The sequence below is a fragment of the Rouxiella sp. Mn2063 genome (genome assembly GCF_049319665.1).
In the GTDB taxonomy this organism is placed as follows: domain Bacteria; phylum Pseudomonadota; class Gammaproteobacteria; order Enterobacterales; family Enterobacteriaceae; genus JBMOUD01.
Window position 1 is genome coordinate 74,894 of record NZ_JBMOUD010000016.1, and the last position, 21,274, is coordinate 96,167.

Consider the following 21,274-nt stretch of genomic DNA (forward strand, 5'->3'; position numbering starts at 1 on the left):
CATGACTGAACAACATATCGCGCCATTGAATGTTGCGCTGATTGGCTATGGTTTTGTGGGTAAAACTTTCCATGCACCGTTAATTAATGCCACGCCGGGGTTGAAGCTGCATATTGTCTCTTCTCGTGATGCTGACAAAGTGCATGCCGATTTACCGCAGGTGCTGGTGATTGCCGATCCGCTGGAGGCCATTACCCATCCTGATGTGGATATTGTGGTGATTGCTTCACCAAACGCTACGCATTTCCCGTTGGCGAAAGCGGCGATCGAAGCTGGAAAAAGTGTTGTGGTGGACAAGCCATTCACCTTAGATCTGCAAGAAGCACGTGAGCTTATTGCCTTAGCGGATAAGCACCAGCGTTTTCTGTCGGTCTTCCAAAACCGCCGCTGGGACAGTGATTTCCTTGGGGTTAAACAGGTGATTGAGCAGGGACTGATCGGCAATGTGGTGCATTTTGAATCGCATATCGACCGTTTCCGCCCAGAAGTGCGCGTGCGCTGGCGTGAACAGAATCTCCCTGGCAGCGGCCTGTGGTTTGATCTCGGCCCACATCTGATTGACCAAGCGCTGCAACTGTTTGGTTTACCGCAAAGTGTACAGGGCAATATCGCCACGTTGCGCCCTAATGCACAAATCAACGACTGGGCGCACGTTGTCCTGAACTATCCGTCGCATCGCGTTATTTTGCATTGCAGCATGTTGGCCGCCGGTGGCGTTTCCCGTTTTACGGTACACGGCGATAAAGGCAGCGTGGTGAAACAACTGGCCGATGGTCAGGAAAGCCAACTGTTAGCCGGAGTCGTACCGGGTAGCGAAAGCTGGGGACAAGATAACGATGCGTTATCGCTGTTTGCCGGCACCGATCCTGTTCGCCAGTTGCCAACGCCAAAAGGCGATCAACGCCAATATTACATGCAAGTACGTGATGCAATCCGCGGCGATGGTAGTAACCCGGTGACAGCGGCACAAGCATTGGCCGTAATGGCGGTGTTAGAAGCAGCGACCGATTCTTCAGCGACTGGCAAGGCATTGCCTTTGCCGCTTAGTGAGCAGGAAATCGCCAACTGGTAAGTTGTTTTTCTGCGGCCAGCGATGCTGGCCGATATTCTGTTGATAAGAGAAGGGAGTGGAAATGATCACCATCAAGCTCTCTCGCCGCCGCTGAGCACTGGTATAAAGGCTTCAAGAAAGGCCGTGACGAAGGTTGCTTTACGCCGTCAAACGGAGAAAGTCTTGAGGATACACAGCGGGCGCAATCATCCATAGAGAAAATAAATGTCACAAACACAATTTGACTGGCAAGGACTTGAGGCTGCTGCAGTAGATGGCATGGTGACCGCAGTAAAACGCGTGCATGAACAGCATCCGAATGAGTCTATATATGGCGCGATTTTTCATGCCTTTTATGGTGATGGTTCGATTATTTACTGGCCTTGTGTGGCGATTGGTACCGAAGAAAGCCTGGCCCAGGTTGTGACAACCTATCAGCAAAGTGGCTACAGCGAGACGCGTGAACAACTCACCAGTGATTTGCGCTGGTCGGCTGCTGACTTGATACATGAATCCGAACCGACGGATACAGAGGATAACTGGGCAGAGTCTTGTTGTGAGTTTGCGTCTCAAACAGGGAAATTTTCTTATTGGGAAACAACGTACGACCGCTTTACGCACATCTTTCCCCAAGCCGCGAAGCAAGCCTGGGAACAATTACGACAAGAAGGCGTGGTTGATGACAATTTTATCGCCATTGCGGTAGATGAAGCAGGTGACTTGATCCCATTAAGCCTGACAAAGGCGCAATTATTTCAGCATTTCCCGCATTATGCCGCTGCAGAGAAAGAGCGGCAGTATATTTCCTCTCTTCCAATAGAACGACAAGTTGCGGAGTTAGTTGCCAAGTCGGTAAAGGCTGTGCCTGCAGGGGAACTTTACGACGAATATGATCAGTTGCTGAAAGCTCTTGGCACGCGAGCGGTGCCTGCGCTGGTTGCCGTGGTTAGGCAAGAAAGCGCCGGTGAACCATGGTGTGCCATCAAGTTGTTGGCAGAGATCAATGAAGCCAGTCCTGAGGTGCTTAGCGCATTGATTGCGACTCTGGATAACTCGGAGGCAGATGCTTCTACTCGTAGCTGGGCTGCATCGGGACTGGCTCGCCTTGGCCGCATGGATTTAATTGCAGAGCGTATCCACGACCTGCCGATGGATATTGCTGCCAGCGGATTAACCGCACCGTATCGCTCGTTTCGTGATCATGGCAAGCATCACCCGCTAGATTATCAGCCTCTGGAACGGGTGTTGAGCAAGTATCCTCACATTGAAAGTGCGGTCGCTAAAGAACTCTCTCCTGGCTGCGGATTTTGCACTATCACTCCAGAAGAGGAGAGGGCCGCGCAAGCCGGGTTGAACTCGCCATGGTCATTTATTCGTTACCATGCCGAATCTGTTTTGGAAGAGATGCATAATTATTGATAACTGTCATCTCTCATCACGTTGTCATCCGCCTGGTTTTTACAAACCAGGCGTGTTTTGCAGACATTGCCTTATACGCAGGCCGAATAATTATAGTATTTTCGCGTTCCACTTTTCACTGCTGTAGCGACGTCCTTTATCGCTATCTATTCGCTTTTACCGCTGGCGGTTCTGCTTTTCCGGCTAGCAGCACCGCCAGTTGTGCGTTGTGCGCTTTAAGTGCTTTCAGTGCCTTAAGTTCACCCATCATGGCCGCTTTTGCTCCCTGCACCTCCGCTGCCTCATCAGCAGGGGCTATTCCTTTGCTCCTTTCGATATCATTAAGCCTAATATTTTTTTACACTCATTGTTGTATTCTGAGTTTTCCTTAGTATCTTTTATTTGTTTTTTTACAGCGGTTAATAATGAAAGGTTATTAATGTCAACAGGGTTAGGATTGGCGCCTTTATTAATTAACAGCTCCATATGTTCAAAAGAAGAACTAAAAAATGCATTCATGAGTAAAGTTTGTTTTAATGAATCTCTGATATTAACATCAGCGCCATAATCAAGCATGACTTTCAATGTTTCTGTGTTTTTTGCTTTTACTGTTTCAAATATAATAGGTTCGTTAAATACTTTATCTCTTGCATCTGGTGATAATCCTCCATCCAGCATCGCTTTTATCCAGACGCCATTATTACCTTTAAGTACAAATTCTGCGGGACTGCTTCCCCCTTTCGACCTTGGCTGTAGTGGGTCTGCTCCTGCCCTTACCAGATCCGTGATTATCTGCAGTCTTTCAGGGGTAGTGTTATCATCGGAAGCGTTCAGTACTGACCAGAACAGCAAAGTCATTTCAGCTTGCGCAGGGCGGTTCAGCTCTTCGCTGCCAACCTTTGCTAGTTTTTGTTTCAGTAGCGGCTCATTACCGTCATAAATAAGCTGCGCAATTTCCAGCTGGCTACCCTCAAAAAAATCCTGTGGTTTATATTCCATTTTCTTTTCACACCCCTGTAAAAATAGCACAAAAAATAATACGAATACTTTTATTACTACACCCTTCATATCCGGCTCCTGATGACGGTAATGTTATTATCTTTCTGTTCTTCAACACCCCATCTTCGTTGCTGATATCTTTCCATCTCCTCGGGACTCCGAGCGTGTCTTTAAGCGGATTGGTGATCTTGTCAATATTTTCAGAAAGATTCGCCTTTTCCACGGTAATACCCAAAACATAAGGGACAGCTCTGTCCTGTGATTAGGGAGTAGGGCACTGAAGCCCCGCCGTACATTATTGTACACTAAGTGCATTTTTCAAGCAGATCACGCGGTAAAGAAAACAAGGGCCTTATTTACTATTTCCGTTGATCCCAGTAGCTATACGGTTTCCTCATTCTTATCCACAGATAAGCATTGCTTATGCCTTTTTGTTGGTAGCGTCGTAATTTGCCTTATGCAATCTTTTAGCTAACAGGAACTGGCGATCGCTAAGTTCCCATAGTTAATAAGAAAAACCATTATTTCGTAGTTAATTGGCATATTGGGCTAACCCTTTTTAGGCGATGGCATAAGGAAAAACGATGACACACTCAACATCACGCAATATCACGTTCTTAGGTAAAAATTCCCTTTCACGTAAAAGAACGTTTTCTGCATTAGCATTGCTGGTTCTTGGCGGCGTAACGGCTATTTCTGCGCATGCCGATCAATTGGCCGATATCAAAAAAGCCGGTGTGGTGAAGGTTGCGACCTTTGACTCCAATCCGCCATTTGGCTCGGTAGATGCTAAAACACACGAGATTGTGGGTTATGACGTGGATTTTGCTAAAGCGCTGGCGAAAACGCTGGGCGTGAAGTTGCAACTGGTGCCAACTAATCCGGCCAACCGTATTCCGCTACTGCAATCGGGCAAAGCTGACCTGATCGTGGCTGATATTACTATCACGCCAGAGCGCGCCAAAGTGGTCGATTTCTCTGTGCCTTATTTTGTTACCGGGCAGCAATTCCTGGTGCCAGTTGGTTCGCCGGATAAATTGGATGATTACGCCACGGCGCGCATCGGTGCGGTAAAAGGCACCACCGGTGAGCAAGAGCTGCACAACCGTTTCCCGAAATCTCGCGTGTTATCTTACGACGATATTCCTTTAGCGCTGTCGGCGCTGCGTAACGGTAACGTACAGGCGATCACCCAAGACAGCACCATTTTGGCGGGCTTGCTTGATGGCGCGCCGGATAAAGCGAAGTACAAAGTGTTGCCTGAATTGCTGAGTAAAGAAGAGATCGGCGTCGGCGTGAAGAAAGGCGAAGCGAGTCTGTTGAAAGTGGTCAATGATGAACTGCTGGAACTGGAGAAAAACGGTCAGGCGGTAAGTATTTATGATGCATGGTTTGGTCCACAAACTAAATCACCACAGCCAAGACTGTTCAAAATCGAAGCAAAATAAGCCGCTGCCGGATACTACATTATGTCGCAACAATCCTCTTCAACCGCAGCGGTGTCTGCGGTTTTTTCGCATTCATCTGACCCTAAAAAATTGGCCGTTGAATTCCGCCAGGTCAGCAAATCTTTTGGTCAACATCAGGTGATTAAACAGGTCGATCTCCAGGTGGCGAGCGGCGAAGTCGTGGCCGTGTGTGGCCCGTCAGGATCAGGGAAATCAACACTTATTCGACTGATTAACCAGTTAGAAACCCTCAGCTCGGGTGAGATTTTGATTGAAGGTAGCGCCACTTCGGGCTTAACGGGCGCTGCGCTGCGCCAGCTGCGTACCCATATCGGTTTTGTATTTCAGCAATTTAATCTCTATGCCCATTTGACCGCACAGGATAACGTCAGCCTGGCGTTAATTAAGGTACATGGCTGGAGGAAAAGCGACGCCCGACAAAAAGCCTTGGCGCTGCTGACCCGCGTTGGGTTGGCTGATAAAGCGCAGCACTATCCCGACCAGCTCTCCGGTGGCCAGCAACAGCGAGTGGCGATTGCCCGGGCATTGGTGACCGATCCGCAGATTATTTTGTTTGATGAGCCAACCTCAGCGCTGGACCCGGAAATGATCGGCGAAGTGCTGCTGGTGATGCAGGAGCTGGCAACCAGCGGCATCACTATGATTGTGGTCACCCATGAGATGAGCTTTGCCCGCGAAATTGCCGACAGGGTGATCTTTATGGATGGCGGCCAGATTTTGGAACAGGCGGAACCTGAGCAGTTCTTTACCAACCCGTCACACCCGCGTGCGCAGCGTTTTCTACAAAAAGTATTATTCCCGTTGCATCCGGAAAAAGAGGGCGCGCGATGACCTGGCATCCCGACTGGGCAGGTGTGTTGACCGGGCAGCCGCTGCAATGGATTATCACCGGTTTTTTGACCACGCTGTACGTCAGTATTATCGCTAGCCTGTTTGCTACGTTGCTGGTGGTGGTACTGCTGGCGCTGCGCTTAAGTGCTTCGCGTATTGGGCACGGCGCAGTGGCAGCGTTTGTCTCCGTCTTTCGTAATACGCCGCTGCTGGTACAACTGCTGTTTTGGTACTTCGCCGCTTATGGTGCGCTGCCGCAGAGCTGGCGGTTTTATATCGGCGACGATCATCCGTGGGCAACATTACCCGGCAATGTCTCTTGGCTGACGCCAGAGTTTCTTTGCGCCACCTGGGGATTAGCGCTATTCACCGCCGCTTTTTTGGTTGAAGAAGTGCAGGCGGGTTTGAACTCTGTGCCGAAAGGCCAGCGTGAAGCCGCGATTTCTCAAGGTTTCAGCCGTTGGACACTGCTGCGTTCTATTCTATTACCGCAAGCGTTAACCAACGCGTGGCAGCCGATTACCGGGCAGTATCTCAATCTGATGAAACTCTCATCGCTGGCTACTGGCATTGGTTTTTCCGAGCTGACGTATCAGGTAAGCCGAATTGAGAGTTACAACGCTCATGCCTTTGAAGGCTTTGCTGTAGGGACGTTGTTGTATTTGTTGCTTGGTTTAGTCTTGGGGGGATTGATGAGCCTATTGGGGCCAAAACGTCCACAACGCCGTTTGGCGGCAACGGCGCAACCAGACAGCAAAGAGGACGCAAAAGATGGAATTTGATTATTCGGTTTTGCGCGATAATTTCACCTACATGTTGTGGGGAAGGCTAGCCGATGGTGAACCTGGCGGGGTGCTATTAACGTTAATTATGGCGCTATCAGCCGGGGCGATTGCCTTAGTGCTGGGCGTGGTACTGGCGGCTATTGCCTGGCGTTTTGGGGGCTGGACGCGACGTATTCTGTTCTTATGGGCGGCTTTTATCCGCGGTATCCCGCTGATCTTTGTTATTTTCTGGCTTTATTTCCTGCTGCCGGTAGTTTTCGGCACGTCTATCCCTGGGCCGTTAACTGTGATCCTGGCATTGGCGTGGTTTACCTCTGCGGCGGTGATGCACTCCACGTTAGCTGGCTTGCAATCACTCCCCGCCGGGCAAACCGAAGCGGGCATCGCATCTGGATTTAGCCAGCTAAACGTCCTGCGGTTAATCTTACTGCCGCAGGCGTGGCCGAATTTATTGCCATCATATCTGGGCTTATTGATCGCATTGCTCAAAGACACCTCGCTGGCCTTTATCGTCAACGTGCCAGAGTTAACCACCGTCGCCGGGCAGGTGAATAATCGGGTGCAAATCTACCCCGCAGAAATATTTCTGTTTGTGGGGTTCGTTTATTATTTGTTATGCGCTGGCCTGGCTTATGTGGCTAACAAAAGTCTGAGGAGAAGGGCACATATATAGCACTTGTGCAGGTTCGTTCGCTTGGCCGATAAGATGCGCTATTGAAGGTCAACTGCAAAGGCAGTTTATCTTTTGAATTAAAAAGCTTGGTGGCGCACTCAAAATTTCACTGGCGAGTGGTGGAGAGACGGCGAAGCAGACTCGAAGGAAGGCATGGCGTAGTCATGAAATTTGCGCTTGTCGCTGTGATAGCTGGAACATGGCCACCGCTGGATCAGATGTTAATGTATTGAAAGGGATGGAGATTCCGAAGAGGAAAGCCCATTTTCCTCTTTGGTCGGTTCGGTCAATATCGCTACATTGAACTCTGCTTTTGAAGAACCGAAATATTCACCGTTCCGGTTTTACAAAACCGCTCCAAGCACGGTTATTGCCACCATTTACGGTTTAAAAATCGCGATAAGGCCCGATCCTGGCCTTAAAAAATCCCCCCTAATCCCCTATTCAGGCTTACAAATATAGGAATTCAAATGACCGAGATAATTAAAAGTGGAACACAGGCATCTTATGCAGGGCCAACGGACTGGTTTACCGGAACCGTGAGTATTGAGCCGCTTTTTCCGGCGAGTGAGCCTGCCAGAGCGAGCGCGATTAGCGTGACGTTTGAGCCAGGAGCGCGTACTGCTTGGCATACACACCCGCTAGGACAGCGGTTGATCGTGACTGCGGGGCTGGGTTATGTACAGACCTGGGGAGAGGCAGCGCGTGAGATTCGTGCGGGGGATGTCGTGATTATTCCTGCGCACGAGAAGCATTGGCACGGAGCCAGTGCGACAACCGCGTTAACCCACATTGCGATTCAGGAAGCGTTAGAAGGCGTGGCAGTAGACTGGCTAGAATCCGTCTCCGCCGAACAATATGGGAATGTGGCGTAAAAGGAATTGTGGGGCGAGAAACCTGTTCGCCCCATTGATGTGAGTATTCAGAGTTTTTTGGACAAGTTAAAATAAGCAGTAATTGATAGAAAATAAATTCTACCTAATACAGTTGCTCTTAAGAGGCCTGAGGTGAGTGCATAGTGCTAAAGAGAGTATGAAAAAAGATAGTTCTTATTTAATAATACATTTGCTGAAATCAATTCTTAAGGATGAAAATTAATTCTGATAGTTCACAGTACTTCACATCGTTACTAGATGATGATATACATTACCACGTTATTTTAGAGGTTGTTTATAGGGATTTATATTAAAAAGGATAGCGTTATGTGTGATTTTAATTTTCCACTGACAGTATTTACCACTTCTAATCTCTTTGAGGATTATTCTGCCCCTGACATGAAGTACGGCGATCTATCGGAATGTCAGTTGAAAAATCAATATGGATTGTTTGATATTTCAGATACAGTAAATCCCTTTGAAATGACTCGCCGGACACCTTTTGACTCTCCTAGGTCAATGTTTGCTAATGTTTATGGCGAAACTGTTGGAAAGAAACTATCAGTCCGTGAGTGTTCTAATCTTTTATTCGATGAGATGCGTAATAATTCTTTTGTTTACTCAATGGTTGGTCCCTATAGTCATATAATAAAAGAAATGATTAACAATTTGCAGAGTAATCATGCAAATCCGTATAGGAATTTCGCACTCAATATCGCTTTGAGAAAAAATATTCTTAAAACTGATAATCGCCAAGGCACTCTTGGTGTTATTAAAAATGTTATAAATAAATATCTTGATCGAGAGAAGTTCACTTTTCCGAAAAGTATAAAGAGTGAGTTTTATAATGAAATTTCAAAAACAAGATTACCTAAGTATATTGATGTAAGTGATAACTTCAATGGTCTTGGTATATCGGTACATGATATAACTGCGACAAAAATAATTATAAAGGGTATAAAAGCAGTCTCTAATGGATGGAGTGCGGATATTCATTATGTATGTCAGGATCATTTTGGTCTTGATGACTCGGATATACTGAAAATGAAATTCAAGCAACATAAATTTTTTAGAATTTGGTTTGTACTTCAGAGATACAAAGAGTTTGGTTTTAAACCATTCATGACAAATATGGAATCAACCGTTACGATTGGGGATGATTTTTAATGAAGAAAATAATAGCCATTCTGATAGTTACATTATTAATTTTATTAGGAGGCTGGTTATACCTCAATAATCGCACTGTAAATATTATCGATGCACATTACGATAAATATAGTGCCAGTATCATAGTTGATCATCTGCCATTAACGGAGCAGAAAAAAATAGCGTGGTGGGTAAGCAATCAAGAGAGTATAAGGCAGAAGTATAGTATACCAGCTAAATCAGATGAAGGAACATTGAAGGTTTACATATGGGCGTTTGGTGACGGTTATATGCCACGTGAGAAATATGATCGTCTTTGTTTTGATGATATGAAAAAAACGAAGAACTGCATCGAGAAAAATCAGCTTATGAATATTGATATTAGTCGAGAAGGCAATGTCATTTATAGCTTTGAGAACGATGCCTATATACGGAAAGAAAATGGTGAGTTGTTAAAGTTAGCAAACTAATTCTCCAAAGGCTTCAGATTGAGCCTGTTTATAAAGCTTGATCGACAAGATGCGTAATTGAAAGGAAAAAGTTGTTTAGCTTTTGACTTAAAAAAGCCAGCGGGGCGCACTCAAAATTTCACTGACGAGTGGTGGAGAGGCGGCGAAGCAGGCTCGAACCCGAAGGAAGGCATGGCGTAGCCATGAAATTTGCGCCTCTCCCCTTGAAGCGGCTTAGGCTGCAATGTCACATTGAACACTGTATTTGAGAAGCCGAAACACGCACGTTACTGTCATTTTCCAAATCTTGCCGTTGATTTGAACGCCACTTTTCACCATTCCCGGTTTTAAAAATCGTAATAAGGCCCGATTTTGGTTTTAAAAATTTATAGGGAATTAATTCTCGGTAACGAGTTAATCAACAATTGTGTCCATTGGTGTGTCGGTCGGTTAAATACATCATCGACCTGACCATGCTCGACTACCATCCCCTCTTTCATCACCAATACTCGGTCGGCGAGATGGTGAACGACACCTAAATCATGCGAGATAAATAACAGTGCGGTGCGGTGTTCGGCCTGCATGTCGGCTAATAAGTCCAGGACCTGTGCCTGCACGGAAACGTCGAGGGCGCTGACCGGCTCGTCGGCCACCAGCAGTGCCGGGTTGGGAGCGAAGGCGCGGGCAATGGCAATACGCTGGCGCTGGCCGCCGGAAAGTTCTCGCGGATAGCGCTGCAAGAAAGCATCGCCGAGCTGAACTTCATCAAGCAATTGGCGAATCCGCTGTTTACGCGCTTCGCCAAAGATACCGACGCTATCGAGGCTTTCGCCGATGATCTTCTCGACGTTATAACGCGGGTCGAAGGAGCTGAGCGGGTCTTGTGCAATCAACTGAATGCCCTGACGCTGCAAGCGGCGTTGTGATTCCGGCTGGTGGCTCCAGCGTTTGCCTTGAATCGTGATGTTACCGGCACTGGGTTCGGTTAGCCCTAGCACCATGCGGGCTACGGTGGTTTTACCAGAACCGGATTCGCCAACGATACCCAGCGTTTCTCCCGCCGCAAGTGAGAAACTGACCTGTTTGACTACCGCTTTGTCAGCATAATATTTAGAGAGATTGCTGGCCTCCAGCACCGGCGTATCAAAAGCAATTTTTTTGGCCGGTAAAGGCGTGCCACGCTTTCCCGATAGTCGTAATCCGCGAGTTTGCGGGCTAGGGACGGCGGCTAACAATTGTTGAGTATAAGGATGGGTTGGGGCGCTTAATAGCTTGTCGCTGTGGCCTTCTTCCACGACGTTGCCTTGATGCATAACCAAAATGCGGTCAGCCAAGTGTCCAACTACAGAGAGATCGTGACTGATCAGCAACAGGCTTTCGCCGCTGTCTCGCCGTTGTTGCAGTAAGTCGAGGATTTGTTTTTGCACCGTCATATCCAGCGCGGTGGTTGGCTCATCGGCGATCAGCAGGCGAGGTTTACCTGCCAAGGCCGTAGCGATTAATGCGCGTTGGCGCAGTCCGCCAGAGAGCTGATGAGGATAGGCACTGAGTCGGCTTTGTGCATCGGGCATGCCGACGGATTTCAATAGATCGATACTTTGTTGTTCCAGCGTTTTTATCCCGCTGCGCGCACCGGTAATTTTGAGTACATCGCGCAGTTGCTGGCCGATACGGCGTAGCGGATCGAGCGAAACCAATGCATCTTGCAATACAAAGCCTATCAGGTTGCCCCGTACTTTACGCCAGCGGCGCTGGCTGGCACCGAGCATATCTTGTCCGTCGATAATAAAACGATCGGCGCTGATACGGGCTTTGCTATCTTGCAGGCCAAGCAGACTGCGCGCGGTGACCGTTTTACCTGAGCCGGACTCGCCGACAAAGGCAACGGACTCTCCACGTTGTAATTGCAAGTTCAGGCCGCTGACTACCGCTTTTTCGCCGTGTTGACTGGGAAAGTAAATACTCAGATTGCGGATATCAATAAACAGCTGTTGTGTCATGGTTGTTTTCCTTCGAATGCGGCCTGCCAATATCGTCCCAGCGTATTCACCGAGATCACCGTTAAGGTGATCGCCACGCCGGGCCAGACGGCAATCCACCAGGCGTTACGTAGATAATTACGTCCCTCGGCTAGCATTAATCCCCATTCGGCGGTCGGTGGTTGTGGCCCCATCCCCAGAAAACTTAATCCGGCAGTGCCGATAATGGCGGTGCCGAGGCCAAGTGTTGCTAACGCCGGAACGTGTGCGACGGCGTGCGGCAAAACATGTCGCCACACCAGTACATGGCGTTTTAGCCCAAAAGTTTTGGCTTGTTCAACGTAGCCCGATGACATCACTACAAAGGTCTGTGCCCTGACCACGCGGGTAAAGTGCGGAATTGACGCCACACCAAGTGCAAAAATCAGATTCGTGGTACCGGGGCCGGTAAAGGCGATCAACATCAGCGCCAGCAGCAAGTCTGGGAATGCGGAAATCACATCGACTGCGCGGCCGATCAACTCGTCTAGCGGGCCTTTGAACAGACCGGCGGCTAAGCCAAGTAAGGTGCCGATAGTGACCGCCACCGTCATCGCTGCCAGGCTAATTAATAATGAGTAGCGGCTGCCGTAGATAATGCGGGTGAAGACATCGCGGCCCAGTTGATCGGTTCCCAGCCAGTGTTGAGCCGAGGGGGATAACTGTGCGTTGATAGGATCGGCGATGATCGGATCATAATGGGTCAACAACGCCGGGAAGGCGACCGCCAAAATCACCAAAAATAGTGCCAACGCCGCCAATACAAAACCTAAAGAAACCCGGCGTCGCCAGCCCGGGTAAGCAACAATTTGGCTCATGATGTTTCTCCGTTGGCGGTGGGGGCATCACGCAGACGAGGATCGATAAACAGATAGAGAATATCGACCAGCGTACTTAATACCACGTACACAAACGCGGAGAGCACCGCGACCGCCAACACCACCGGTAAATCTTTGCCCAATACGGCATCGACGGTAATCTTGCCAAGCCCTGGACGACCAAAAACCTGTTCGGTGATCACCGCGCCGCTGAGTAACCCGCCAATCAACCAGCCGATTAGCGTGACTGCCGGTAGTGCCGCATGGCGCAATGCGTGGCGTAGGCGAATGGTGATATTGCCTAATCCCCAGGCGCGTAAAGTCAACACAAAAGGTTCATCCAACGTATCTTCTAGCCCGCGTCTTAATACCTGAGAAACCACGGCGCCTTGTGCCAACCCCAGCGCCAAAGCGGGCAATACCAGTGAGGAAAAGCTGCGGTCACCGGCCACTGGAAACCAACGTAGCGTAAAGCTAAAGAAAAATAGCAATACGATGCCCAGCCAGAAAGAGGGCGTTGAGGCCAGCAGCAGTTCAAAGAATCCGGCTACGCGACGGCCCCAGCGGCGGTGGGCAGTCATGGTTGCCATAAGCACCGCAAAGGTCAGGCTGACAACCAGTGCCAGACCGGTCAGCTTAAGCGTTGGCCACAGCTGCGATAACACTAAGGCGCTGACGTTGGTATTGAGCAAATAAGAACGACCAAAGTCACCGTGCAGCACCCGCCAGAGATAATGCAGATATTGCATAAATAGCGGCTGATCCAGCCCCCATTCGGCACGGATCGCCGCTTCGATCGCCGGTGTGCGTACTTGTTCGCCAATCAATAAGCTCACAATATCGCCCGGCGCGAGATAAACGCAGATAAAAGACAGTGTAATCGCCGCCCACAGCACCAGCACGCCGCTGAATAGACGACGGACGACTCGCGATTGCCACAGTGGTTTGAGGGTAAACTGCCGAGGCGGTGGGAAGGCGCTTTCTACTGACATAACAGGATTCCTCTCCTTTATCGGTTTTATTCAGCCAATGACGGCGCGATTAATGTTTGCTCAGCCAAACGTCATAGGCGTTTTCGGGCATCTGCTTAAACGGACGGAAACCTACGCCATGCACATAAGAGGCGGCGGCGATTTGGTCTTCTGGCTCGTACAATGGAATAGCCAGCGCTTGTTGCAGTACTGCAAACTCCTGTAACTGACCATAGAATTTTTTGCGGGTGGCGTTATCAAGCGTTTGCGATGCGCCTTGCAGTAGCGGGATGATTTCAGGGGCATCGGTGCGGCTATAGTTGATCGCGCCGCCGCCGTTGATCGGCAGATAATGGTTTTCGATATCGATGCCGTCAGTATCGGTATTGGAGTTGGCAATCGAACCGAATTTGCCGGTATTGCGTACTTCGGTATAGGTACCTGCATCGACATAGCGAATTTTCAGATCAACGCCTAAGCGCTGACGCGCCTGTGCCTGTAAGGCTTGCAGCAATACGTCACGCTGATCGCGCACCGTAGCCTGCGCCTGAATAATGTCAATGCTTAAGGGCTGGCCGTCTTTACTGCGGATGCCATCTGAGGTGCGCGTTGTCCAGCCAGCTTCATCCAGCAGACGATTAGCGAGATCTGGATTATTACCGTATTTACCGTTCAGGCTATCGTCGTACAAGGGATCAATCGGTGAGGTAATTCCCCACGTGCGGGTGCGCTCGCCGCGATAAATCGATTGCAGAATGGGGGAAACATCCAAACCTTGCAGCAGCGCCTGACGAACCTTGAGCGCTTGTGTTGGACCGTATTTGACGTTGAGGAATAGCGAATAGGGGGTGCCGGTATTTAACGCATGTTGATAGCTGTAATCCGGGTTATCTTTAAACTCCCCGGCATCATTACCGGAAATCCCTTCAATGACATCAACCTGGCCAGACAGTAACGCACCGGTACGTACCGATGATTCCGGTAAGAAGCGATAGGTGACACTTTCCAGATAAGCCGGTCCCTGATGCGCAGCATTGGCTGACGCCCATTTGTAATGTGGATTGCGTACAAACTCGATCTGTTGACCTTTCTCATAACGCTGCAACACAAAAGGCCCGGTACCGGCTAAATCCGTGCCGCCGGATTTCAGCTGTGGCGAGGCCCATGACGACGGCGAAATCAGTTTCAATCCGCTGGCGAAAGAGAGGAACGGGCTATAAGGCTGTTTCAGTGTGATGCTGACCGTGTTGTCATCGCTGGTGGTGACATCGGCAATATGTGCGGCCAGCGCACAGACGCTGGCTCCGGCGCAGTAAGCCGGTTCTTTGGCGTGGCGGAAGTTTTCAGCGACTGCATTGGCATTAAATTTTTCGCCGTTGGAGAAGGTCACATCATCGCGCAGCGTAAAAGTATAGGTTTTGCCATCTGGCGAGACGCTATAACCGGTCGCCAGCCAGGGAATGTAAGAACCATCAGGTTTACGTGCCAACAGTGATTCATAAGCGACGCGCAGAATAAGCTCAACTTTGGACTGGCCATTTAACTGCGGATTGAGTGTATTTGGCTCACTTTCAACGCCCCAGGTTAAATGACCGCCAGACTGTGGCTGTTCGGCGGCATATAAAACCTGTCCTGAAGAAATGACTAATAAGGCTAATGCAGATAATGCGCGTACAGCGGTGGCGTGAGATTTCATAAACGTCCCATTAAGGTAATCAAAATAATAAATAACAATAAAAGAGAGCCTTATACCCAATAGGCTTTGAGATACAGGCAGGCGGCAATCGAGGGCAGCCAACACTGAAATAACGCCAAGTATGACGGGTTATTGACACATATCAGGATTATTAATCCTCAATTGCTATGTTGTAAAAGCACAATAATTGCTTACTAGTGAAAATAAATGACTTATGTCGACTTGATTTTTCTCTTTTATATTTACCTTCACCCTAACGATGAGCGGTTATTTTTATTATCCGTTTTTGTTTTAATAAAATGCTTTTTTCTTCGTGGCTTAAAAATCTGATCCCCTTATTTTTAACGATAACTTTCGTATCAGAGTTCGACAAAATAAGGAGAGCAATTTGAGTGCTCGCAGACGTTTAAAAACGCTGGTTGGGGCCGCGAGCGTGGTGTACGCCTCTAACGATGCTCAGCGTCAGACCGGAATATCACGCGCCAAATCTTTGGCACAGCTTGCCGAAAGAGAAAAAATTACCGGGCTGTTTACTGCCGATTTATTGCAGAGTGATCCCAATGGGTTAGCTGGTTATACCGGCAGCCAAGACCCGATTGTCACGCTGGCGGCGCTCAGCGCGGTGACGGAACAGATTGGCCTGATTGCCACCGTATCGACCACCTATCAGCATCCTTATAACCTGGCGCGATTTATCGGCACGCTAGATCATGTCAGCGGTGGGCGCGCAGGGTGGAATGCGGTGACATCATCGGTGGGGGAAGAGAATTTTGGTGATATCACCTTGCCCGATCCCGCTGCGCGTTATGCGCGCGCTACCGAGTTTGTCGAGGTGATCAATGCGCTATTTGATGCGAATGAAACCGATGCCGTCCTGCGGCTAAACAGCGGTTCAGTCAGTGTCGATCCGCGCAAGCTGCATCCGATTCACCACCGAGGCGATTTTTTCCAGGTACAAGGCCCGCTGAATGTACCACCACCTCCGCAGCAGCGTCCGGTACAGTTTCAGGCCGGCCAGTCTGAAGAGGGGCTAAAATTAGGGGCCAGGCTGGCGGAGGTTATCTATACTTCACAACCCACGCTCGACGATGCACTCGGTTTTGTTGCACGTGTCCGTCAGTATGCCAGCACTTATGGCCGCCATAACAATCAGCCTTTTATTATGAACTCCTTCCATTCGATTATTGGCGACAGCGACGCTGATGTTGCCAGACGACTGCGTGATAAGCATGAACGTATCGACTATCAGCGCGGACGGTTGCAGGTGGCGGATATGTTGGGCGGCGAAATTGACCTGAGCGAGCTGGCACTCGATCAGCCCATCCCCGTGCATTTTTTACCGGAAGTGGGGCAGATAAACCGCCGACGCGGGCGGGCGGAGATTTTCAAACGCTATGCCTTACAAGGTCTGACGCTGCGTGAATTGATCATTCAGGCGCAAGAAACCGGCCACTGGTTTGTGGCGGGTACGCCCGAAAAACTGGCGGATGCCATTGAGGAACGCTATCGCGCCGGCGTGCTTGATGTGATCTCGTTACATGGCCTTGGGCAACCGGATCAGGAAGACTTACTGATCAACGGTCTGCTGCCGGCATTGCGAAAACGGCAGTTGATCGATGATGATTATCTGGGCGAGGATTTTAGAAGTAATCTCGAATTACCGGTGATTAAACGGGGATGATGGCGGCATAAGGTGTCTGTCGAGCATAGCCCTTTAATCACAAGTACGGCCAAAGTACGAAAATCTAAAGGCAAGGCATCACGTAGCCGAACCTGAATTTTTACTTCAAAAATCAATATTTTCTGCTTGTCATCTCTCCGGTAGGGACATTGCTGAATAAACGTGATTCAGCTATGCTCCCTATATCTTTAAAGCGCGCCCATATCCGTCATACTTCACGTTGTCGGGTATATAAACCAAACATAGAGTTGGTTCTTGTGGGCTAACCGCGCTGCTAGATTTTTATTATTTTAAAAGGAACTCACCGCATGACGGCGTGGCATTGTTATTTACAGGGTTGGAAAGGGTACGTAGATTTTAAAGGCAGAGCGACCAGAAAGGAGTTTTGGACCTTTATTGGTGTTAACTATCTGTTATTGTTTGTGTTGGCATTCGCGGTGGCGTATTTCTTCTCGCTTACCGACAATCCCTCGGTATCGTTCTATTACACGATGACACAGACTATTTTCTCTTTGGTACTCATCCTGCCTGTGCTGGCGGTGGGTATTCGTCGTATGCACGATATTAACCGTTCTGGCTGGTGGTTTGGCTCGGTGTATATCAGCTCAATCATTGCGCGGTTATTAAATAATATTCTGCTGCATTACGCGTCTGAAGACGTTTATGTCTATTCAAAATTGGTGATGGGCATTGTTCTCGGTTGGATACCGCTGATTATGGTGATTTATCTTTGCTGTAAGAAGAGCCAGGTCAGTGCGGTAGTGGCGACTGAGACGACGCCAGCGGTTTAATCAGCGGGTTCATATAGGGGCCCGACCCAGAGGCTATCGCTCGGTAAAATACTTAAAAGAAATAAAGCCTGGTTACTGCGATTAATGAAGAGCTATCACCGCTTCGTTTCGAAGACTTGGCGGTGATGGCGAACATTGGGGTATAGACTTTGCACCATCGTTTCCTGTTGTTGATGGCCATCTCTCTGCTGCAATACTAAGGCTGGCAATTTAAATGCAATGTGTTTTCACAGCAAAAAATAACCAGTTGAAAGGCACTGTTATTACTCGTGCTCATGTTTACTATTATCTTGATAAGTTAATTTCTACAGTTTCATACAAGATTACTATAAATACGCGTTAATTTTTGTTTTAAGTCTTCAATCTCTTCCAGACTAAAACCGGATACGGCTTTTCTTTCCCACGCTTGCGCCTTAGGCATTAATTCCTTAAATAGTGCCAAACCTTTTTCAGTCAGGGTTATTTTTACCGTTCTGTTATTGGTTTCAATACGTTCTCGTAATACCAAATCCATTTTATGCATATTGGCTATCAATCTTGACATTGTCGACATTTCACCAGGAATAAACTCTACCAACTCTTTTAAACAAAGTTGCTGATATTGGTTTATGACCGCGAGAACTCTATACATGGGTAAAGTGATCCCATAAGTGGCGAGTTCTGAGGAAAAGCATTCTCCCATTTTCACGCCTGCACGATTCAAGAGATAAGGAAATGCATCAGTGAACTTGTATGTTTTTTGCACTAAATATGCCCTCTCCGAACGAATGACCTTATATAACATCATCATATATAAGCGTTTAATATATGTGCTTTGTTATGTCGTTACAACGCTCAGCTAAACGAAACATAAAAATACTTTACCTGGCTGATGGATACTTGAGCGTCGTCAGTAAGATACTTACATAAATTTGCAAAGGCAACAGTTGCAAATGCAATTGTTTTAAAGGTATTGTTTTCGCAGAGATGATCAAACTGACTACCTAAGGATGCCCTGCTATGAACAGGATGCAGCCAATGGGGTAGCCCCTTCATCTGACAGAAGCGGATTTTTTATATTCATATTGATATTCATTTAAATAAATGACGCGTGACGTTATATAACGTGAGGTGATTGAATGGCTAAGGATGCGGGATATAAAAAACATGCAAAGCTTATACACTGGGGCATGGCCTTTATTATTGTTTTAGTCTGGATTATTGGGTTTTATACCGCCCATTTCCGTGGAAATGCCCCTCGTGGCGGGATATTTCTTGAATTCCATAAAGGTATTGCTTCTTTAGTATTATTTATGACGATGTGGCGTTTGCTCTATCGCGTCAGTCATGATTATCCTCATTTTCATTCTGATGGCTCCAGAATGGCACACATGATAATAAAAGTAGGCCATGTACTTTTATATCTCATTGTAATGATTGCCGTTCCGCTTTCGGGGTGGTATTGGAGCTCCGTGGCAGGGAGCCCTCCGCTGTTACTTGGTATTATCCCATTACCTGCAATTGCTGCGGTCGATCACTCCCACTATATTTTCGGCATGTGGTTGCACCGGCTATTAGCTTGGTTTGCGGGATTATTGGTTTTAGGACATGCAATGGCGGCATTAAAACATCATTTTTATGATAAGGATGACACGCTAAAGAGAATGTGGAATTTTTCAAAGAAATCACAATGAATTTATTGGGTTATCAATCAATTACACTATCGAACTATCACCTTATTAATTTATTACCTTTTCAAACTGTTACCTTATAAAATCAATAGGTTATAAAATGACTAAAAATCCTGCGTGTCACTGGATAAATAATGAATGGGTTTATTCTGATGCCGTTCGAGAGGCCATTAACCCTGCAACATATGACGTCATTGGCACGTATTATGATGGCAGCGAAGTCGAAGCCCTCCAGGCGATAGCTGCCGCGAAGTATGCTTTCGAAACCACTCGTTGGCGACATGATAAAAACCTGCGGGCAAATGTCATTGAAAAAATAGCGCAACGTTTTGAAAAAAATACAGAATGCCTTATTAATCTGTTATCAACAGAGAATGGAAAGCTAACGTCTGAAGCGCGGTTCGAAATAAATATGATACCGTCTAAACTGCGTTATTACGGTGCATTAGCCCGATCAGAGAAGGGAGAGTCAGGCACTCCCTTGCCAGATACATTATCTATAACACTTAAAGAAGCCGTTGGTGTTGCAGGCATTATTGTTCCATGGAATTCGCCTGCCGTTTTGGCTATCCGTTCGTTAGCCCCGGCGCTAGCGGCCGGTTGTACCTGTGTAGTTAAAATGCCGGGTCAAACCGCATTAACCAACTCACTGATTGCGCATATTTTGTCTCAAGTCGATGAGTTGCCGCCTGGGGTTATCAATATTTTCAATGAATTCGGCGCTACAGGTGCGCAAACTCTGGTTTCCTCACCTGATACTGATGTTATCAGCTTCACCGGCTCGACAAAGACGGGGGCGATTATAGCCGCGCAGGCAGGTAAATTATTCAAACGCTGTGGGTTAGAGTTGGGCGGAAAATCTCCGCATCTCATTTTTAGCGATACCGACTACACCAAGATGCTTCCGATTCTTCAACGTACTGCTACCGTATTTGCCGGACAATTTTGCATGGCCGGGTCACGCTTTATCGTTCACGAAGATATCGTTGAACAACTGAGTAGGGATATTGCCCATCACTTTTCTAGTATTAAATTAGGCCCAGCTTCTGACCCTGCAAGTGAAATGGGCCCATTAATAGATAAAGAAAACGTTGTTCGTGTAGACAAATTGGTTGAGGATGCAATCACTCAAGGGGCTGAAATCATCGCTCGTGGTGGTCCGGTTAAACAGGGGGCATTGGCAAAAGGTGCGTTTTATATGCCTACGCTGCTAAAACTTTCCGACCCTAACATGGCGATTGTTCAGGAGGAAACATTTGGGCCTGTCATCACTATCCAAACCTTCAAAACCGAAGAAGAAGCGCTAGTTCTGGCAAATAATAGCCGTTATGGCTTGGCCGCCTCGGTCTGGACTCAGGATGTACACCTAGCGTTTCGTGTATCCAAAGCATTACAAGTTGGCACGGTATGGATTAACGATTGGGCTAAAGTCTATGATGAATTCGAGGAAGGGGGCTATAAGAGCTCTGGCATCGGTCGCTTAAACGGCCCCTCGGCAATGGATGAGTTCTTAGAGATAAAACATATTACATTAACAACTTAATGATTTTCATTTTGCATTTGATAGATGAATGTCAATGGCGTCTTATCGAGGATATTTTATGATATTTGCAATCTACTGCCGTTTTAATCCAGAAAAAAAACATTTGCGTGAATCATTGCTAAGCGAGCATCGGGGATACTTAAAGTTGTTTTCTGAGTCTTTTTCTTTTGCTGGCCCATTGTTAGATGAAGCCGGTCAATTTTATGGTTCTCTGATTGTGATGGAGTTCGATAAAATATCTGACGCAACCAACTGGATTAATGATGAACCATTTAATAAGAATGGACTATTTGCCAAGGTTGAGATAAACGAATTCAAAAATCTTTGGGAGCAGAAAACAGGTTTTCCAACCATTTAAGAGCTTATACCCCAAATAATTGGAGTTGCCTCAAGGCGGCAAGGGAACGCAT

Annotated in this window: 20 protein-coding genes; 14 read left to right on the top strand and 6 right to left on the bottom strand. The window is 47.7% G+C overall.

Features of this window, described 5'->3' with window-relative positions:
- Position 1: 1 nt before the first annotated feature.
- Complete coding sequence (locus tag ACL9RG_RS19180; protein ID WP_422794241.1) at positions 2 to 1,072, top strand: oxidoreductase; 1,071 nt, start codon at positions 2 to 4, stop codon at positions 1,070 to 1,072.
- 204 nt (positions 1,073 to 1,276) lie between these two features.
- The gene (locus ACL9RG_RS19185) at positions 1,277 to 2,470 is read left to right on the top strand and encodes a HEAT repeat domain-containing protein (RefSeq protein WP_422794242.1); all 1,194 of its coding nucleotides are present in this window, start codon (positions 1,277 to 1,279) and stop codon (positions 2,468 to 2,470) included.
- A 294-nt stretch (positions 2,471 to 2,764) separates the two neighbouring features.
- Here ACL9RG_RS19185 and ACL9RG_RS19190 read toward each other — a convergent pair whose 3' ends face one another.
- Positions 2,765 to 3,517, bottom strand: a complete 753-nt coding sequence (locus ACL9RG_RS19190; protein ID WP_422794243.1) for an ankyrin repeat domain-containing protein — start codon at positions 3,515 to 3,517, stop codon at positions 2,765 to 2,767.
- 515 nt (positions 3,518 to 4,032) lie between these two features.
- On the opposite strand from ACL9RG_RS19190, the gene ACL9RG_RS19195 reads away from it, so the two are divergent.
- The 7 genes from ACL9RG_RS19195 (at position 4,033) to ACL9RG_RS19225 (ending at position 9,697) form a co-directional block, all read left to right on the top strand.
- The gene (locus tag ACL9RG_RS19195) at positions 4,033 to 4,896 is read left to right on the top strand and encodes an ABC transporter substrate-binding protein (RefSeq protein WP_422794244.1); all 864 of its coding nucleotides are present in this window, start codon (positions 4,033 to 4,035) and stop codon (positions 4,894 to 4,896) included.
- Positions 4,897 to 4,917: 21 nt separating this feature from the next.
- Entirely contained in the window at positions 4,918 to 5,748 is an 831-nt protein-coding gene (locus ACL9RG_RS19200; protein WP_422794245.1) for an amino acid ABC transporter ATP-binding protein, read from the top strand.
- Entirely contained in the window at positions 5,745 to 6,530 is a 786-nt protein-coding gene (locus tag ACL9RG_RS19205) for an amino acid ABC transporter permease (RefSeq protein WP_422794246.1), read from the top strand. The genes ACL9RG_RS19200 and ACL9RG_RS19205 overlap by 4 nt, the downstream gene beginning before the upstream one ends.
- Positions 6,520 to 7,206 carry an amino acid ABC transporter permease gene (locus tag ACL9RG_RS19210; RefSeq protein WP_422794247.1) on the top strand — a complete coding sequence of 229 codons (687 nt, stop codon included), beginning with the start codon at positions 6,520 to 6,522 and terminating at the stop codon, positions 7,204 to 7,206. The genes ACL9RG_RS19205 and ACL9RG_RS19210 overlap by 11 nt, the downstream gene beginning before the upstream one ends.
- A 470-nt stretch (positions 7,207 to 7,676) precedes the next feature.
- Positions 7,677 to 8,081: a (R)-mandelonitrile lyase gene (locus ACL9RG_RS19215; RefSeq protein ID WP_422794248.1), complete on the top strand. Its 405-nt coding sequence runs from the start codon at positions 7,677 to 7,679 to the stop codon at positions 8,079 to 8,081.
- Positions 8,082 to 8,408: 327 nt separating this feature from the next.
- A complete protein-coding gene (locus ACL9RG_RS19220; protein WP_422794249.1) occupies positions 8,409 to 9,248 on the top strand; it encodes a YPO3983 family protein in 840 nt (279 codons plus the stop codon).
- Positions 9,248 to 9,697, top strand: coding sequence for a DUF943 family protein (locus ACL9RG_RS19225; protein ID WP_422794250.1), 450 nt, complete (start codon positions 9,248 to 9,250; stop codon positions 9,695 to 9,697). The genes ACL9RG_RS19220 and ACL9RG_RS19225 overlap by 1 nt, the downstream gene beginning before the upstream one ends.
- Positions 9,698 to 10,062: 365 nt before the next feature.
- Here ACL9RG_RS19225 and ACL9RG_RS19230 read toward each other — a convergent pair whose 3' ends face one another.
- From ACL9RG_RS19230 to ACL9RG_RS19245, 4 genes are read right to left on the bottom strand one after another with little or no spacing between them, the layout of a single operon-like run.
- Positions 10,063 to 11,676 (bottom strand): dipeptide ABC transporter ATP-binding protein, encoded by a 1,614-nt coding sequence (locus ACL9RG_RS19230; RefSeq protein ID WP_422794251.1) that lies wholly within the window; start codon positions 11,674 to 11,676, stop codon positions 10,063 to 10,065.
- Positions 11,673 to 12,512 carry an ABC transporter permease gene (locus ACL9RG_RS19235; protein WP_422794252.1) on the bottom strand — a complete coding sequence of 280 codons (840 nt, stop codon included), beginning with the start codon at positions 12,510 to 12,512 and terminating at the stop codon, positions 11,673 to 11,675. Before ACL9RG_RS19235 ends, ACL9RG_RS19230 begins: the two co-directional genes overlap by 4 nt.
- Positions 12,509 to 13,504, bottom strand: coding sequence for an ABC transporter permease (locus tag ACL9RG_RS19240; protein WP_422794253.1), 996 nt, complete (start codon positions 13,502 to 13,504; stop codon positions 12,509 to 12,511). Before ACL9RG_RS19240 ends, ACL9RG_RS19235 begins: the two co-directional genes overlap by 4 nt.
- A gap of 49 nt (positions 13,505 to 13,553) precedes the next feature.
- Complete coding sequence (locus ACL9RG_RS19245; protein WP_422794254.1) at positions 13,554 to 15,179, bottom strand: ABC transporter substrate-binding protein; 1,626 nt, start codon at positions 15,177 to 15,179, stop codon at positions 13,554 to 13,556.
- 388 nt (positions 15,180 to 15,567) lie between these two features.
- On the opposite strand from ACL9RG_RS19245, the gene ACL9RG_RS19250 reads away from it, so the two are divergent.
- On the top strand, positions 15,568 to 16,860 hold the full coding sequence (locus tag ACL9RG_RS19250; RefSeq protein WP_422794255.1) for an NtaA/DmoA family FMN-dependent monooxygenase: 1,293 nt from the start codon (positions 15,568 to 15,570) through the stop codon (positions 16,858 to 16,860).
- A 308-nt stretch (positions 16,861 to 17,168) separates the two neighbouring features.
- Positions 17,169 to 17,651: a DUF805 domain-containing protein gene (locus tag ACL9RG_RS19255; protein WP_422794256.1), complete on the top strand. Its 483-nt coding sequence runs from the start codon at positions 17,169 to 17,171 to the stop codon at positions 17,649 to 17,651.
- A 313-nt stretch (positions 17,652 to 17,964) separates the two neighbouring features.
- On the opposite strand, the gene ACL9RG_RS19260 is transcribed toward ACL9RG_RS19255, so the two are convergent.
- Positions 17,965 to 18,396: a MarR family winged helix-turn-helix transcriptional regulator gene (locus tag ACL9RG_RS19260; RefSeq protein WP_422794257.1), complete on the bottom strand. Its 432-nt coding sequence runs from the start codon at positions 18,394 to 18,396 to the stop codon at positions 17,965 to 17,967.
- A gap of 373 nt (positions 18,397 to 18,769) precedes the next feature.
- On the opposite strand from ACL9RG_RS19260, the gene ACL9RG_RS19265 reads away from it, so the two are divergent.
- The 3 genes from ACL9RG_RS19265 to ACL9RG_RS19275 all read left to right on the top strand — a co-directional run bounded on the left by ACL9RG_RS19265 (position 18,770) and on the right by ACL9RG_RS19275 (position 21,222).
- Complete coding sequence (locus tag ACL9RG_RS19265) at positions 18,770 to 19,324, top strand: cytochrome b (protein WP_422794258.1); 555 nt, start codon at positions 18,770 to 18,772, stop codon at positions 19,322 to 19,324.
- 97 nt (positions 19,325 to 19,421) lie between these two features.
- Entirely contained in the window at positions 19,422 to 20,864 is a 1,443-nt protein-coding gene (locus ACL9RG_RS19270; RefSeq protein WP_422794259.1) for an aldehyde dehydrogenase family protein, read from the top strand.
- A gap of 58 nt (positions 20,865 to 20,922) precedes the next feature.
- Positions 20,923 to 21,222, top strand: a complete 300-nt coding sequence (locus ACL9RG_RS19275) for a YciI family protein (RefSeq protein ID WP_422794260.1) — start codon at positions 20,923 to 20,925, stop codon at positions 21,220 to 21,222.
- Positions 21,223 to 21,274 lie beyond the last annotated feature (52 nt).